Raw genomic sequence first — 14920 nt, forward strand, 5'->3', positions numbered from 1 at the left:
AAATTTAGTTACTCGTGAAACTGACGAGTCCGTTTTACGGTGTAGAACATCCTGTTCAGTTTTCAAGGATCTGTTCTTTTCGGTTGATTATAGGCTTCGCATTACTGCGTCATCTGCTCCTTCGCCATCCTCGACGTACCTCCAGTACGCCTCCGGTGGCTCCGTCGCAGCTTCCTTGTACTACTCGCCTCTAATCAACCTCAGTATTGTCGCTTTCCTGTTCGAACTTCGTACCTCGAACTTCGAACCTCGCATCAGCGACGTTAGTTATAATATCACATCGGCAGCGTTTTTGTCAACAACAAGTTTTTATTTTTCTCGCGCCCTGCAGTGCTGTCTGCCGGGCGCTTGCTTATATTAACACAAACGAAACCATCCTGTCAACCCATTTTTTAATTTTTCCTCAAAGTATCTTTTGCTATTCACCTGGACAACTTTCTGCTTTTTTCACTATGTAATAGGCGATAGCTAGAGCTAAAATTATTAGGGTATTTATGCTGATTTCTATCAGTGTATCCAAACCATGGCTTTTGGTTAGAGACTTCTGGGCCTCAACAAAGAGGTTTTGTCTCACTGCTGAAATGATCCCAATCAGGATAAAAGAAGTAACACTAAACCTCTCTTTTTTGAAAAACTTAACTACTGTCCAGATTACTTCTTTAATAATCATAATCAGCAAGGCATTGCTAATTAACAAGAGAACATTCTTAGTTAAACTTAGTCCCGTAAAAGTATTTAAAATGATTCCTCCTACTGCAGCTATTAACATGACCGCTACAATTACATGAATAATATACTCTACCCAAATTAAAACGCGCGCTATTTTAAATGCTAAATTCATTTCAAATCACCTCCATTCACTGTTTATAAAGATATTGTAACACATCGTACTTAAATATTTAAACTATATACTTGTAAAACATTCATCTTCCCCCAAACGATTCTCCTGCCAGGATTGTTCATTTGATCATCATTCAGTGAAGTTACCCCCTTTGTTTTATCCACCCTTAACCAGCGGATGTAGCCGTTGATTTGAGCATAAGAATACCACCTTAACCAGTTTTGGCTGGGTGGTACTAACTATTTCTCTAATTGCTGCATCAGATTGATATTGCTCACAGGTCATGTAACATACCATTCATATGTTTACTAATGTGCCGTTTGGTTCTATGTATTTTACAGGATTAATAAGACAACTCAGATCAACAATCCTGGGAAGATGTGAACCTGATTGATGAGGTGTTAACGACGGGCACCAAATGGGCACCAAAAAAGGGTTCCGACATCCACGATGCCTGGAACCCTTGATTTCTCTGGAGCGGACGACGGGATTCGAACCCGCGACACTCGGCTTGGGAAGCCGATGCTCTACCAGCTGAGCTACGTCCGCATCTTCACGAAACAACCATAAGCGGCTTAGGGGCCGCTGGTACACTTTGTATATGGTGCCACGGGACGGAATCGAACCGCCGACACGAGGATTTTCAGTCCTCTGCTCTACCAACTGAGCTACCGTGGCATATTTAATGGCGGAGCCGACGGGATTCGAACCCGCGACCTCCTGCGTGACAGGCAGGCATCCTAGACCAGACTAGACCACGGCTCCGCGATGGTGGGCGATGACAGGTTCGAACTGCCGACCCCCTGCTTGTAAGGCAGGTGCTCTCCCAGCTGAGCTAATCGCCCATATAGAAATGGTGACCCCTACGGGATTCGAACCCGTGTTACCGCCGTGAAAGGGCGGTGTCTTAGACCACTTGACCAAGGGGCCACATGATGGTGAGCCATGCTGGACTCGAACCAGCGACACCCTGATTAAAAGTCAGGTGCTCTACCTACTGAGCTAATGGCTCATCATGTCGTCTGACAGTTTCATATTCTACACGATGCTAGAAAAGTTGTCAACAGTTTTTCTTGAAATTTTTCAGTTCCAAAAGCAGCCTTTGGACCAGATCTCCACGTACGCCCTTTCCAATACTCTGGCCGTTTAACTCAACGATAGGCACTATTTCGCTGATCGAATTGGTAATAAAGATCTCATCAGCCTGTAAAAGCGCTTCTTGATAATATAATCCCTCCTGGATTGTTATCCCTTGCATTCTGGCCATCTCTATTACTTTTTGTCGCATTATTCCATTCAAAATACCGGTTTCCAGAGAGGGAGTGAACAATATCCCGTCTTTAAACCAGAAGATATTACTTACTGTGCCCTCGGCCACATGGTCGGTACTGGTTAGATAAACCCCTTCCTGCCAGCCTTTGCTGTTCATCTCAGGAAAGGCAAGAACTTGATTAAGAAAGTTTAATGACTTAAGTCCTGCACCAGGCCATAGTTTACCCCAGTGCCGACCCGAAAGAATACCAGCCTTAATCCCCATTTTTTGTCTCTCTTCAATATGAGCAGGTAAAGGCTTGCTGTAAACAATGCAATTAGGTAGTTTACACTGGGAAAAGTCCAACCCCAGGGGCCCCTGTCCCCGGCTGACCGTAACCCGCACATATGCATCAACAAGGCCATTCGCTTTCAACCCTGCCAGCAGCCAGTTCAGCACCTCTTTTTTCTCCCAGGGAATGGGCATATGTATAACCGTTGCCTGCTGGCAGAGACGCTGCCAGTGGTCATCAAACCAGAGGGGGCGACCTGCTTCCACCCTAATAGTAGTAAACAGGCCGTCACCATAAAGAAAACCGTGGTCAAGAACCGAGATAACGGCTTTTTCCTCTTCTGTAACAGTGCCATTGATGACAAGATAGTTAGGCATGGAAAACCTCCCTGGCAAAAAGCTCTTCTGCCAGCTCCAGAGTCTTCAGGAGCGCTTCCGCCTTTTTCAGTGACTCAAAATATTCCCGTTCCGGTATACTGTCAGCAACTATGCCTGCTCCAGCCTGAACATACGCCTTTTTACCATCTTTAATCACCAGTGTACGGATTACAATATTCATTTCCATTTCCCCAGCATAGCCAAAATAGCCGATAGAACCGGTGTAAATACCCCTTCGGGTAGGTTCCAGCTCCTCAATGATCTCCATGGAACGGATTTTGGGAGCTCCGGTAATAGTCCCGCCCGGGAAAGCTGCCCGCAAAAGATCGAAACCATCTTTACCAGGAGCCAGCCGCCCGCGCACATTGGAGACTATATGCATAACATGGGAATATTCTTCAATCACCATCAGTTCATTTACTTCTACAGTACCGTACTGGCAGACCCGACCCAGGTCATTTCTTTCCAGGTCCACCAGCATAATATGTTCGGCCCGTTCCTTTTCGTTAGAAATCAGCTCCCGGGCCAGGGCCAGGTCCTCTTCCCGGTTGGCCCCCCGTCGCCGGGTACCAGCTATCGGACGGGTTTCAGCATAGCCTTCCTCGTTTATGCGTACCAGCAATTCAGGGGAGGAGCTAACAATCTGCCAATCCCCGAACTCCAGGTAAGCCATATAAGGCGAGGGATTAACCTCCCGGACAATCCGGTAGAGATTAAGGGGATGAGTGTGAATCTCCCGGCACAGGCGGATAGATAAGTTGGCCTGAAAAATGTCCCCGGCCTTTATATATTCTTTGCACTTAACTACCATCGCTTCAAACTCTGCCTGAGTCATATTGGCTTCCGGAACAAAACTGCGCTTTAACTCCTTATTTTCCGGCAAAACTACCGCCGGTCGGGCTGGATTATTTTCCAGGTCGCGTAAAATGGCTTCGATTTCAGCCAGGGCCCAGTGATAGTCCTGTTCCAGTACATTCACAATAACTGTGAGGGTCTGCTGCCAGTGGTCAAAAACCAGCAAACGGTCTACCAGCATAAAATACGCTTCCGGCATGCCCAGGTCATCAATAGTAAGTTCCGGCATCCGTTCGAAATAGCGGCCCATATCATAGCTAATAAAACCCATAGCGCCACCGCAAAACTTGGGCAATCCAGGGTAACGTTTAGCAGGATAAAGCTTTAACAGTTGACGCAGTTCTTCATAAGGGTGGCCCTGGTATTCCCTGATAATTTGTCCATTACCATCGTAGACAGTTATCCGTTCTCCCTGGGCCCGATAGACCAGCCAGGGTTGCCAGCCCAAAAAGGAATAGCGGGCATATTTTTCCGTACCTTTACCGCTTTCCAGCAATACAGCCGGTTTCCCTTCCAGGTTCAGTTTATCCAAAGCCTGCAAAGGGCTGAGCCCATGCAAAGGTACTTTTATGCCCACTGGTATCCGGTAGCCTTTTTCTTGAAGTTTTTTAAACTCGTCCCTTGTCGGAAAAAACAAAGCAATCAGTCCTTCCACTTTATCTTGATTTCATCCTAAAAGGAAAGTGGAAGAATGTCAAGAATATTTAGAACTTGACTGCAGTCCCGCTGGCAGTAACCATCAACATGCCCTCACGGACAACTTCATAATCCAGGTCCACCCCTACTACAGCATCAGCCCCTCTGCGCCGGGCCATTTCCGCCATTTCCTTCAGGGCAATCTCCCGGGCCTCTACCAGTTTGCTTTCATAGGCGCCGGACCGGCCACCAATGATATCGGTGACACTGGCAAAAAAGTCACGAACCACATTAGCGCCCATAATGGCCTCACCGCTAACAATACCTAAATATTCGCGAATGGGTTTGCCCTCGACAGTAGGCGTGGTAGTGATAATCATATTCCTCATCCTCCTTCTCGGTGTAATTAAGTTCATTATACTGCAAGAAATCCATAAAAATCAAAAGGAAACATTCCTGGAGAAAAGAATATAACAGACTGCTCGTGAACTTTTTACAATTCCTCCCTTTAATAAAAAATTAGGACCGGCCAAAAAACCGGTCCTTAAAAATTAGTATATTTCCTGTCTTACTAAAGTCTGATTCCTTCTGGTTCCTACCCCTACGATAGATACTGGCACCCCGGCCAGCTCTTCAATCCGCTGCACATAAGCTTTAGCCGCAGCGGGCAATTGTTCATAAGCCGTTACTGCCGATAGATCCTCAGTCCAGCCCGGCAGTTCTTCGTAAATAGGCTGACACTGGGCCAATTCCTTCAGACTGGCCGGAAACTCTTTCAGTACGGTGCCATCTGGTTTCTGGTAACCAACACAGATTTTCAGCACCGGCAATCCGGTCAGTACATCCAGTTTGGTCAGGGCCAGAGTATCAATCCCGCTGACCCGCACTGCATACCTCAGGATTACAGCATCAAACCAGCCACAACGGCGAGGCCGACCGGTAGTGGTGCCAAATTCATGACCAGCTTCTCGAATTTGTTCTCCCAGCTCATCCAGCAACTCGGTCGGGAACGGCCCTTCTCCAACCCGGGTAGTGTAGGCCTTGGCAATACCAATAACCTTACTGATTTTTGTAGGCCCTATCCCGGCACCAATACAGGCTGCACCAGCAATGGGATGGGAAGAAGTTACATAAGGATAGGTCCCGTGATCCAGGTCCAGCAAAGTTCCCTGGGCCCCTTCGAATAGAACATTCTTGCCTTCTTTAATCGCTTCATCAATCAGCAGGGAAGTATCTGCCACATAGGGGCGGAGTCTTTCCCCATAGGCCAGATAGGTTTCGTAAATTTCCTCAAAAGAAAAGCCTTCCGTATGATAAACCCGTTCCAGGAGCAGATTTTTTGCCTTCAGGTTTTGTTCCAGTTTGGCAGCGAACTCCTCCCGATCCAGCAGGTCAACAACCCGTATACCGATACGGGCTGCTTTGTCCATATAGGCCGGGCCTATCCCCCGTCTTGTGGTCCCGATTTTGTTGGCACCCTTGGCTTCTTCCTCTACCTCATCCAGCTTTTTGTGGTAGGGCATGATTAAATGGGCCCGGGGGCTTATCCGCAAACCCCGGGTGCTTACTCCCTGTTCAGCCAGGTAATCCAGCTCTTTTAACAACACCTGCGGGTCGATTACCACTCCATTACCAATCAAGCAGAGCTTATCAGGATAAAGAATGCCAGAGGGAATCAGGTGGAGTTTATATTCCTTATCACCAACAACAACGGTATGGCCGGCATTGTTTCCTCCCTGGTAGCGCACTACCAGCTGAGCTTTTTCAGCCAGAAAATCCGTTACTTTTCCTTTCCCCTCATCTCCCCATTGGGCACCAATCAACACTACACTTGCCATTAAGATCCACCTCCACGGTTACAGGCCCAGCCGGCCAAAAATGTAATCCACATTTTTTAAGTGGTATTGATGATCAAATAGTTCCTTCAGCTCCGCCGGAGTTAAATAGCGCCGGATATCCTCATCCAGCAAAAGTAATTCGGCAAAAGACTGTTGCTTATTCCAGGCCGCCAGCGCATTGCGCTGTACCCATTGGTAGGCCTCGGTGCGGGTAACTCCTCTGTCTATCAAAGCCAGTAATACCCGCTGCGAATAAATCAGCCCAAAAGTGCGATTGAGATTGCGCAACATGTTTTCCGGGTAAACAATCAGATTATCTATCACCCGTACAAATAAGCGCAACATGGAGTGTACCAGGGTAGTGGAATCAGGGATGATTATCCGTTCCACCGAGGAATGGGTCATATCCCGCTCATGCCAGAGGGCGATATTTTCCATTCCGGCCAGGGCATTGGCCCGCACCACCCGGGCCAACCCGGCTATCCGTTCACAGGTGATAGGATTGCGTTTATGGGGCATGGCCGAGGAGCCTTTCTGCCCTTTGGCGAAATACTCCTCTACCTCCAGTATATCGGTACGCTGTAAATTGCGAATTTCCGTGGCAAACTTATCCAGAGAGCTGGCCAGCAGGGCCAGGGCATTTAGTACCTCACCATGCCGGTCCCGCTGGATTACCTGGGTCGCTACCTGGGCAGGGGTTAATCCCAGTTTGGCTGCCACCAGTTCTTCCACCCGCGGGTCGATATTGGCAAAAGTCCCTACCGCCCCGCTCAGTTTGGCCACACTGATGCGCCGCCTGGCTTCCTGTAACCGCTCCTGATGGCGCCGCACCTCCGCCAGCCAGAGAGCCAGTTTCAGCCCAAAGGTGGTAGGCTCCCCATGGATGCCATGGGTACGGCCAATCATCAGAGTATATTTATGTTCCCGCGCTCTGCGCACCAGGACCTCTTCCAGCTTTGCCAGCTCCGTTAGAATCAGGTCCAGAGCCTCCCGAATCTGCAGGGAAAGAGCAGTATCCTTGACATCAGAAGAAGTCATACCCAGATGCAGGTATTTGGCTTCTTCACCGATTTCTTCGGAAACCGCCTGCAGAAATGCGATCAGATCATGCTGGGTTTCCTTTTCTATCTCATAAATTCGTTCCAGTTTAAATCCGGCTCTGGCCTTAATCACTTCCCAGGCTGCTGCTGGCACCTGGCCCAGTTCCACCATCGCTTCACAGGCAGCCAGTTCTACTTCCAGCCACTTCTGAAATTCCATTTCCGGTGCCCAGAGCTGTTTCATCTCCGGGGTAGTATAACGGGCTATCACGCCAGCTTTACCCCCTCTTTAGCCAGAATACTGCGGGCCGCCACAACCCCCGCTACTGATGCCTGGGCCAGGCCCCGGGTTACCCCGGCACCGTCCCCGGCAGCATACAGGTTGGTAATTTTGGTCTCCAGCTCTTTATTGAGCTGCAGGCGGGAGGAATAAAACTTCACTTCCACCCCGTACAGCAGCGTGTGGCGGGAAGCCACCCCGGGAGCAATCTTGTCCAGCGCCTGCAGCATTTCCACAATGGCTACCAGATGCCGGTAGGGGAAGACCAGGCTGAGGTCCCCGGGAGTGGCATCTTCCAGAGTGGGACGTACCAGCCCTTTACGTAACCGATCGTAAGTGGTGCGCCGGCCATCCAGCAAATCACCCAGGCGCTGCACAATTACGCCACCACCCAGCAGATTGGCCAGGCGGGCCACATATTTGCCATAAGCAATGGGCTCTTTAAAGGGCTCGGTAAAAGTTTTGCTGACCAGCAGGGCAAAGTTGGTGTTCTCCGTTTTCTTATGGGCGTGGCTGTGGCCATTGACGGTAATCAGGCCATCATTGTTTTCCGTTACTACCTCCCCATAGGGGTTCATGCAGAAGGTACGGACTTTGTCATCAAAGGCCCGGGAGTGATAGATCAATTTGGATTCATAAATGACCCTGGTCAGGTGTTCCATTACCGCAGCCGGCAGTTCCACCCGTACCCCGATGTCCACCGGGTTGACAGCCATCTCCAGCTGCAAACGCCTGGCCTCCTGGGCCAGCCATTCTGCCCCTTCCCGGCCGGGAGCTACTACCACATAGCGGCCAAAGAAAGTCCGCCCATCGGCAGTTTCTACACCCTTGATCACATTATCCTCTACTACCAGGCGCTCTACCGCTTCACAGGTATGGACTTCCACCCCTTTAGCCACCAGAGCGTTTTTCATCCGCTCCAGAATCTGGCCGCAGCGGCCGGTGCCCAGATGGCGGATGGGGGCAGGAACCAGTTTTAGCTCAGCCAGCACCGCCTGGCGCTGAATTTCTTCGATAGCTTCCTCATTTTCCATTCCATAAACTTTATCTGGAGCCCCATACTCCAGGTATATACCATCTATATAGTTGATCAACTCAGCCAGTTTGCGTTCACCAATATATTGCTCCAACCAGCCGCCCACCTCAGTGGACAGGGTCAATTTGCCATCACTGAAAGCACCGGCTCCGCCCCAGCCGCAAACAATGGAACAGGGTGAGCAATGGACGCATTTGATGCTCTTTTCCTTGGCCGGGCAGGTACGTTGCGGAATGTCCCGTCCCTTTTCGATGATGAGGATTTTCAGTTTTTCTTCCCCTCTGGCTACCAGTTCCAGGGCAGTAAAGATACCGGCCGGACCGGCACCTATGATGATAACATCATAGTGGTTGCGGACCATGGCAAGTCCCCCTTTTCCCGTAGTTTTTACTCATTGACACAAAAATAACCCAAACAACCACCTTCTGGCTGTTTGAGTGAGTACGGTCATAACCAAAATAATATTAGCATCTATACGGGAAAAAGTCAATTAAATCCGAATAATTATTTTGTATACAGAGATTAATGTTCGGCAAACTCGTTTTTTCATTCTTTTGTTGGTCCTTATCACAAAAAGAGCTAACAGGACCACAACCGATTTATACCTATTCTTTCTCCACAGCCATGACATTCAAGATAAGGTCCAAACTTTCCTTTTCTAGCTTCAAAATATGATGAACATTTCCTGCATTTTAAATTGACATATGCAATATATTTTTTTAATAATGGAGTGCTTATTTTGTTTTCTTTGCCGCAGAAACTACAAACAAGCACAATCCCATTATTACGTATCTGTGAATTTACAGAACTGCCACACAGATAACAACGCACCCAAGTTTCCACATAGTCCCGTAAGGAGTATGTAGGGGGCTTCAACGCAATCTCTCTCGTTACAGCAACTTCTTGATTTACAACAAAGTTATCGTTTAATCCTAAAAAATTAACAAGAAGTTTTGCTGCTCGTGGGGCTTTAATTTTTACTACCAGTTTTGAAGGCAATAGCTGAGGAGCTCCGTATATAATAATTTTTCGATCTACAATTAGGAAGCTGGCAACATAGTCTCTCTGTATAATAATTGACTTAATTCCGTTTATTTTTTCGGGTTCATTAGTTAAAAAATATATATTTGCAGTTTTTGAGACATTTCTTAGAATAGCCAAAATACCTTCATGTGCTTTGTTGATATATGGCAAGGAAATAATTAATTCTTCTTTCGCTTTGTTTATTTCATTTATCCAATTCTTTTCTTCAATATCTATATACCACTCTAATCCATTAATCTTTTCATTCTTTAGAATTTCTTTAATGTTTAACCAATTAACTATTGTGCCATTTTTCATCATATATAATATCAATTTCATTGTAGGGTTGTTTTGGTTTAACTGTTCTCTTAAAAAATTTGTATCAGCTAACTTAATCAATTTGCCTCGTGCCCGAGTAACAGCAACATTAACTAATCTGTCTGTCTCCTGCCCAGTTAGCAATATACTTGCTTTTTTCTGAGGAAAGTTTTCAACAACATCATAAATAACTATATCCCGTTCTGAGCCTTGGAATTTGTGTACAGTAGCTGCAATTATCCTTTTTTCTTTATCCTCCTGGGTATTAGGAAGCAAATCTAAAAGAAAAGCAGAAACCAGTCGTGCTTGAGCATTAAAGGGTGAGATATATCCTATTGAACTGGTTTGATTTTTTGTTGCCATTATAATTAAATAAACAGATAGTATTGCCGAAAAAATATTAAACCGCGATAATCTATCCCATTCCTTTAAAGCATACGCCCCTAAGTTATTTAAATCTATCAAAGCCAATGCCTTTCCAGGAAAAGGTTCCAAATCGGCAATAGCTTGTTTAGCTTTTACCCAACGTTCTATTAATTCATGCTGTCCTATAGCTATAGGTGGTAATTGCATAAAATCACCACAAATAACAACGGATTTTTTTGCCAAAGAAGCTGCGAAAACAACATGAGGAATGTATGCCATACTTGCTTCGTCAACTATTACCAGGTCATATTTTTTATTATATATCAAACTGTTTAAAGCTGCTTTAGAGAGAGTAACTCCCAAGACCTGCGCTTTAGTGACATACTCATCTTCTATTAACCTAATTTTTTTGCGTAATTCCTTTAATTCCTCTTCAATATATGCTAACCTTTCTTTTTCATTTCTTGTAGCATTTCCGGATTTAACTTTTTTTCGCAAATACTGCTGTTCATTAACAAGATTTTGCTTTTTACCTTTCAATTCAGGATACTTATATTCAACCAATCGAGAAGCCAAAATCGTTTCGTGTTCCAATACTTCTGGAAGTTTAGCAGCACCGAATCTGACTACCTCACCGGGTATCCACATATTGTCTTCTTTTCGTAACTCATAAATTTTATGAACTAAACCGTCCACCGCGGCATTGCTGTGAGAAAGTAATAACACAGTACGGTTTTTTAACATAAAGTAGTCTGTTATCTTTGCCAGATTATGGGTCTTGCCTGTGCCTGGTGGTCCCCAGATATATGTAGTATTATTTCGGTAAGCACGAGCTACTAGTTCTGTTACTTTATTCTTAAATTTATGATTAATCAACTCATTTCTACCGCCGCCATATAATACTGTTTTGCTAAAAGTATAGTTTTTTGAATCGATGACTTCTTTCAGTCTTTTTTTTAATTCTTCCAGAATATTCCACGGCTCACTATACAACTCGGCCTCTTCTACTATATTTCCAATATAATCCGAAACCTCAATTATGATATCAAATCCTTCTAATGCCACAACTTCGCCGTATACAGTTTTATTTTTATAGATTATTCTTACGGGATTTCCATCAGGTAATGATATTTCATCTGCAAGTAAAAAAAGATAAGTATAATTTTGATTTGATTCATTTAAAAGTTGCCCATCATTAATATATACTACCATATTTTAGTTTTTATTGGCAACAATTGTAACAATATGAGTAATACCCTAACAAAAAAGGGACTGTCTACAATCTTAGACAGTCCCCTCTCTTTACCGGTCGCAGCGCAGCACCCCTGCTTCTCCCAGGTGTTCCGGCTTCATTTCCCGCAGGATGATTTTCACCGCTTCAGGCGGGCATTTGGCGGTTTCCACAATAGCTTCAGTTACTCGCTTGACCAGTTCCCGCTTTTGTTCCAGAGTTCTACCTTCCAGCATATCAATTTGCACGATTGGCATTTAACATCACGCTCCCTGTCTTTCTAAATTAACAAATTTGGTGAATTCATTGAGAAAGCCCAGTTCCACACTGCCGACCGGGCCATTCCGGTGCTTGGCGATGATAATTTCGGCAATCCCCTTTTTCTCAGTATCGGGATTATAGTATTCCTCCCGGTAAATAAAAGATACGATATCCGCATCCTGCTCAATAGCACCGGATTCCCGCAGGTGGCTGAGGTTGGGCCTCTTATCATGGGTTTGCTCCACCGCCCGGCTCAACTGGGAAAGGGCGATTACCGGCACATTCAGCTCCCGGGCCAGCCCTTTCAGGGCACGGGAGATCTCGGAAATCTCCTGCTGGCGGCTTTCACTGCGGCGGCTGCCCTGCATTAACTGCAGGTAATCGATGATAACCAGGCCCAGGCCGTGCTCTGCCTTCAGGCGCCGGCATTTGGCCCGCATTTCCAGCACCGAAATGCCCACAGTATCATCGATGAAAATCGGGGCCTGGGCCATAGGACCAACGGCCCGCACCAGGCGGGGCCAGTCCTGTTCCGTCAGTTGACCGGTGCGCAAACGATGCTGGTCCACCATGGCCTCAGAACAGAGCATCCGCTGCACCAGCTGTTCCTTGGACATCTCCAGGCTGAAAATGGCTACCGGTATACCCGCCTTAATGGCCGCATGCTGGGCAATATTGAGACAGAAACTGGTTTTGCCCATGGCCGGCCGTGCTGCCACGATGATCAGATCTGAGGGTTGCAGGCCGGAAGTCAAGCGATCCAGATCGATAAACCCGGTGGGAACCCCGGTCACATCTCCCTTGTTCTGGTAAAGATACTCAATGCGGTCGAAGGTTTCCATCAAAATCTCATGCATGGTAGCAAAGGTGCGGCTGGCCTTGCGCTGGGAAAGGTCATAAATCATCTTTTCCGCCTGCATTAAAATTTCCTCAGCTTCAGCCTCACCTTCATAACCCAGCTGAGCAATGCGGGTGGCTGCGGAAATCAGGGCCCGCAGCAAGGACTTTTCCCTGATAATGCGGGCATAGTATTCCACATTGGCGGCAGTGGGCACGATTCCACTCAAGGTGGCTATATAGGCGGCACCACCCACTTTATCCAGCTGACCGCGCTGTTGCAGTTCTTCGGCTACAGTGATAATATCCACCGGTTCACTGCGGTCGGCCAGGTCACAAATGGCCTCAAAAATCAGGCGATGGGCATCCCGGTAAAAATCCTCGGCCCGGATGATTTCCATAGCTTTAAAAACTGCTTCCTGGTCCAGCAGCATTGAACCCAGCACTGATTGTTCCGCATCCAGGTTATGGGGTGGAACTCTGTCCATTGCCAGAGACACTCTCCCCGCCTCCTCCACTATTGCAGCACACACATTAACTCAATAACTTCCTCGATAGTTTCCACTGCTCTTACCTGACAGTCCGGAACAGCAGCCGGAATATCTTTTTCATTTTCTTTCGGCACCAGCACCATTTTCATCCCGGCCTGGCGGGCACCATAGATTTTTTCCGGTATGCCTCCTACGGGCTTGATTTTCCCCTGGATGGAGATTTCCCCGGTCAAAGCCCGGTCCTGCCAGATCGGACGGCCAGTGATGGCACTGTATATAGCCAGGAATATAGCGGCACCCGCCGAAGGTCCGTCAATGTTGCCACCACCGACCACATTGACGTGGAGATCATAATTATGCAGGTCATCGCCCGTTAGACGGCGCAAGACCGCTGCCGCATTGAAAACCGAATCCCTGGCCATGGAACCGGCCGTTTCATTAAAGCGGATTACCCCTTCCCCGGGTTTACGGGCCGGGAAGGCGGCGGCTTCGATTTCCAGCACCGAACCCACAAAACCGGCCACCCCCAGGCCAAAGACCCGCCCAATCTCGGCAGCAGCTTTGGCCTTAACCTGAACAAAAGGCGTAAGCCTGCTGATGCGGGCCATTTCATAAATATCTTCCAGGGAGATTACAACCCGTTCGCCCTGCTGGCCTCCCTGACGGTATAGCACCATGGCATAGGCATCAGCCAGCAGGTTAATGGCTTTACGGCCCTCGATGGTATACTGGGCAATGGCTTCCGCAACCCCGGGAGCCAGTTCTACCTGCAGCTTGCTGGCAGCATTTTCTACAATGGTAATAATGTGAGCCGGTGTTAGCGGCTCAAAGAAAATTTCCGCACAGCGGGAACGCAGGGCCGGATTGATCTGGGAAGGATCCCTGGTAGTCGCCCCGATGAGGATAAAATCCGCCGGAGCCCCTTCTTCAAAAATCTTGCGAATATATTGTGGTACCCCCGGGTCATTGGGATCATAGTAACTGGAATCAAAGTGAACCCGTTTGTCCTCCAGCACCTTCAACAATTTGTTTTGCAAAAGAGGATCCAGTTCCCCTACCTCATCAATAAACAGAACTCCCCCATGGGCCTCTGTAACCAGACCCAGTTTGGGTTCCGGTACTGCACTTTCCGCCAGATCCCGGCGGGCCCCCTGATAAATAGGATCATGCACTGAGCCCAGCAAGGGGTTGGTTACTTCCCTGGGGTCCCAGCGCAGAGTAGTACCATCCACTTCCACAAAGGGGGCATCGGCCTGAAAAGGAGAAGAAGCAACCTTTTTGGCGGCTTCCAGAGCCAGCCGTGCCGCCGTGGTTTTACCCACTCCAGGCGGTCCATAGAGAATGATATGTTGAGGAAAAGGAGAAGCCAGTTTGGCCACCAGGGCAGCCACGGCCTGGTCCTGGCCCACGATTTCCGTAATCTCAGCTGGCCGCAACATGTCCATGGCGGAGCGGGCCAGGCGCTTTTTCTCCATTGCCTCCAGTTCCTCCAGCTTTTTTAAAGTTGCTCCTGTTTCCGGGCCCTGGTTTTCCTTCAAAACCTGCATCCGGATTTCCTGCAGATATTCCTCATGTCTTTCCTGCATTTTTTCCGATACCCGCCGTTCAATCCTTTCTTCCACCGCCTTGCGAGCCAGCAGGTCTGCCAGTTCCTCTTCAACACGAGCCAGAATTCCCGGAATTTCCTCCGGTACAGGCAGGCGTTCCAGGCTGGGGCTATCGAAAGTCAATCTTTCCAGGCCCAGTACCCGCTCGGCCAGATTTTCTGAACGCATCAAATGCAGGGCATCCACTTTTCCAGCCTTCATCACCAGGCGGTCAGTACCATAGATACTGGCCAACAGAGAATAGAGAGCTGCCACCTGTTTGGCCAGCTGTTCCTCTTTGCCCTCCATAGAATCCACATTTTTAGATTTTGCAACAAACTTGTTAAAAATGCTTTTCAT

11 protein-coding genes and 6 tRNA genes are annotated in these 14920 nt (G+C 47.7%); all 17 read right to left on the reverse strand.

Going from position 1 to position 14920, the window contains the following annotated elements:
* Nucleotides 1-418 precede the first annotated feature (418 nt).
* A complete protein-coding gene (locus tag ULO1_RS00435; RefSeq protein ID WP_078666716.1) occupies nucleotides 419-841 on the reverse strand; it encodes a phosphate-starvation-inducible PsiE family protein in 423 nt (140 codons plus the stop codon).
* Between the two features lie 473 nt (nucleotides 842-1314).
* A tRNA-Gly gene (locus tag ULO1_RS00440) sits at nucleotides 1315-1390 on the reverse strand.
* A gap of 53 nt (nucleotides 1391-1443) precedes the next feature.
* Nucleotides 1444-1519 (reverse strand) — tRNA-Phe (locus tag ULO1_RS00445).
* 8 nt (nucleotides 1520-1527) lie between these two features.
* Nucleotides 1528-1606 (reverse strand) — tRNA-Asp (locus ULO1_RS00450).
* A 4-nt stretch (nucleotides 1607-1610) separates the two neighbouring features.
* Nucleotides 1611-1686: transfer RNA gene (locus ULO1_RS00455), tRNA-Val, on the reverse strand.
* A gap of 9 nt (nucleotides 1687-1695) precedes the next feature.
* A tRNA-Glu gene (locus tag ULO1_RS00460) sits at nucleotides 1696-1771 on the reverse strand.
* 6 nt (nucleotides 1772-1777) lie between these two features.
* Nucleotides 1778-1853 (reverse strand) — tRNA-Lys (locus tag ULO1_RS00465).
* A gap of 48 nt (nucleotides 1854-1901) precedes the next feature.
* Complete coding sequence (gene pabC, locus ULO1_RS00470; RefSeq protein WP_079907661.1) at nucleotides 1902-2762, reverse strand: aminodeoxychorismate lyase; 861 nt, start codon at nucleotides 2760-2762, stop codon at nucleotides 1902-1904.
* The gene (trpE, locus tag ULO1_RS00475) at nucleotides 2755-4272 is read right to left on the reverse strand and encodes an anthranilate synthase component I (protein ID WP_242946658.1); all 1518 of its coding nucleotides are present in this window, start codon (nucleotides 4270-4272) and stop codon (nucleotides 2755-2757) included. Before trpE ends, pabC begins: the two co-directional genes overlap by 8 nt.
* A gap of 49 nt (nucleotides 4273-4321) precedes the next feature.
* Nucleotides 4322-4633 carry a YbjQ family protein gene (locus ULO1_RS00480; RefSeq protein ID WP_078666549.1) on the reverse strand — a complete coding sequence of 104 codons (312 nt, stop codon included), beginning with the start codon at nucleotides 4631-4633 and terminating at the stop codon, nucleotides 4322-4324.
* 171 nt (nucleotides 4634-4804) lie between these two features.
* Nucleotides 4805-6091, reverse strand: a complete 1287-nt coding sequence (locus ULO1_RS00485; protein ID WP_079907663.1) for an adenylosuccinate synthase — start codon at nucleotides 6089-6091, stop codon at nucleotides 4805-4807.
* Nucleotides 6092-6109: 18 nt separating this feature from the next.
* The gene (gene purB / locus ULO1_RS00490) at nucleotides 6110-7402 is read right to left on the reverse strand and encodes an adenylosuccinate lyase (RefSeq protein WP_079907664.1); all 1293 of its coding nucleotides are present in this window, start codon (nucleotides 7400-7402) and stop codon (nucleotides 6110-6112) included.
* Nucleotides 7399-8808 (reverse strand): NAD(P)/FAD-dependent oxidoreductase, encoded by a 1410-nt coding sequence (locus ULO1_RS00495; protein ID WP_079932666.1) that lies wholly within the window; start codon nucleotides 8806-8808, stop codon nucleotides 7399-7401. The genes purB and ULO1_RS00495 overlap by 4 nt, the downstream gene beginning before the upstream one ends.
* Nucleotides 8809-9026: 218 nt before the next feature.
* Nucleotides 9027-11366, reverse strand: coding sequence for an AAA domain-containing protein (locus ULO1_RS00500; protein WP_079932669.1), 2340 nt, complete (start codon nucleotides 11364-11366; stop codon nucleotides 9027-9029).
* A gap of 90 nt (nucleotides 11367-11456) precedes the next feature.
* Nucleotides 11457-11642: a 4-oxalocrotonate tautomerase gene (locus tag ULO1_RS00505; protein ID WP_078666554.1), complete on the reverse strand. Its 186-nt coding sequence runs from the start codon at nucleotides 11640-11642 to the stop codon at nucleotides 11457-11459.
* A gap of 6 nt (nucleotides 11643-11648) precedes the next feature.
* Nucleotides 11649-12977 (reverse strand): replicative DNA helicase, encoded by a 1329-nt coding sequence (gene dnaB, locus ULO1_RS00510; RefSeq protein ID WP_079932674.1) that lies wholly within the window; start codon nucleotides 12975-12977, stop codon nucleotides 11649-11651.
* 23 nt (nucleotides 12978-13000) lie between these two features.
* Complete coding sequence (gene lonC, locus ULO1_RS00515) at nucleotides 13001-14920, reverse strand: Lon family ATP-dependent protease (protein ID WP_079932671.1); 1920 nt, start codon at nucleotides 14918-14920, stop codon at nucleotides 13001-13003.

The sequence above is a fragment of the Carboxydocella sp. ULO1 genome, from assembly GCF_002049255.1.
GTDB lineage: Bacteria > Bacillota.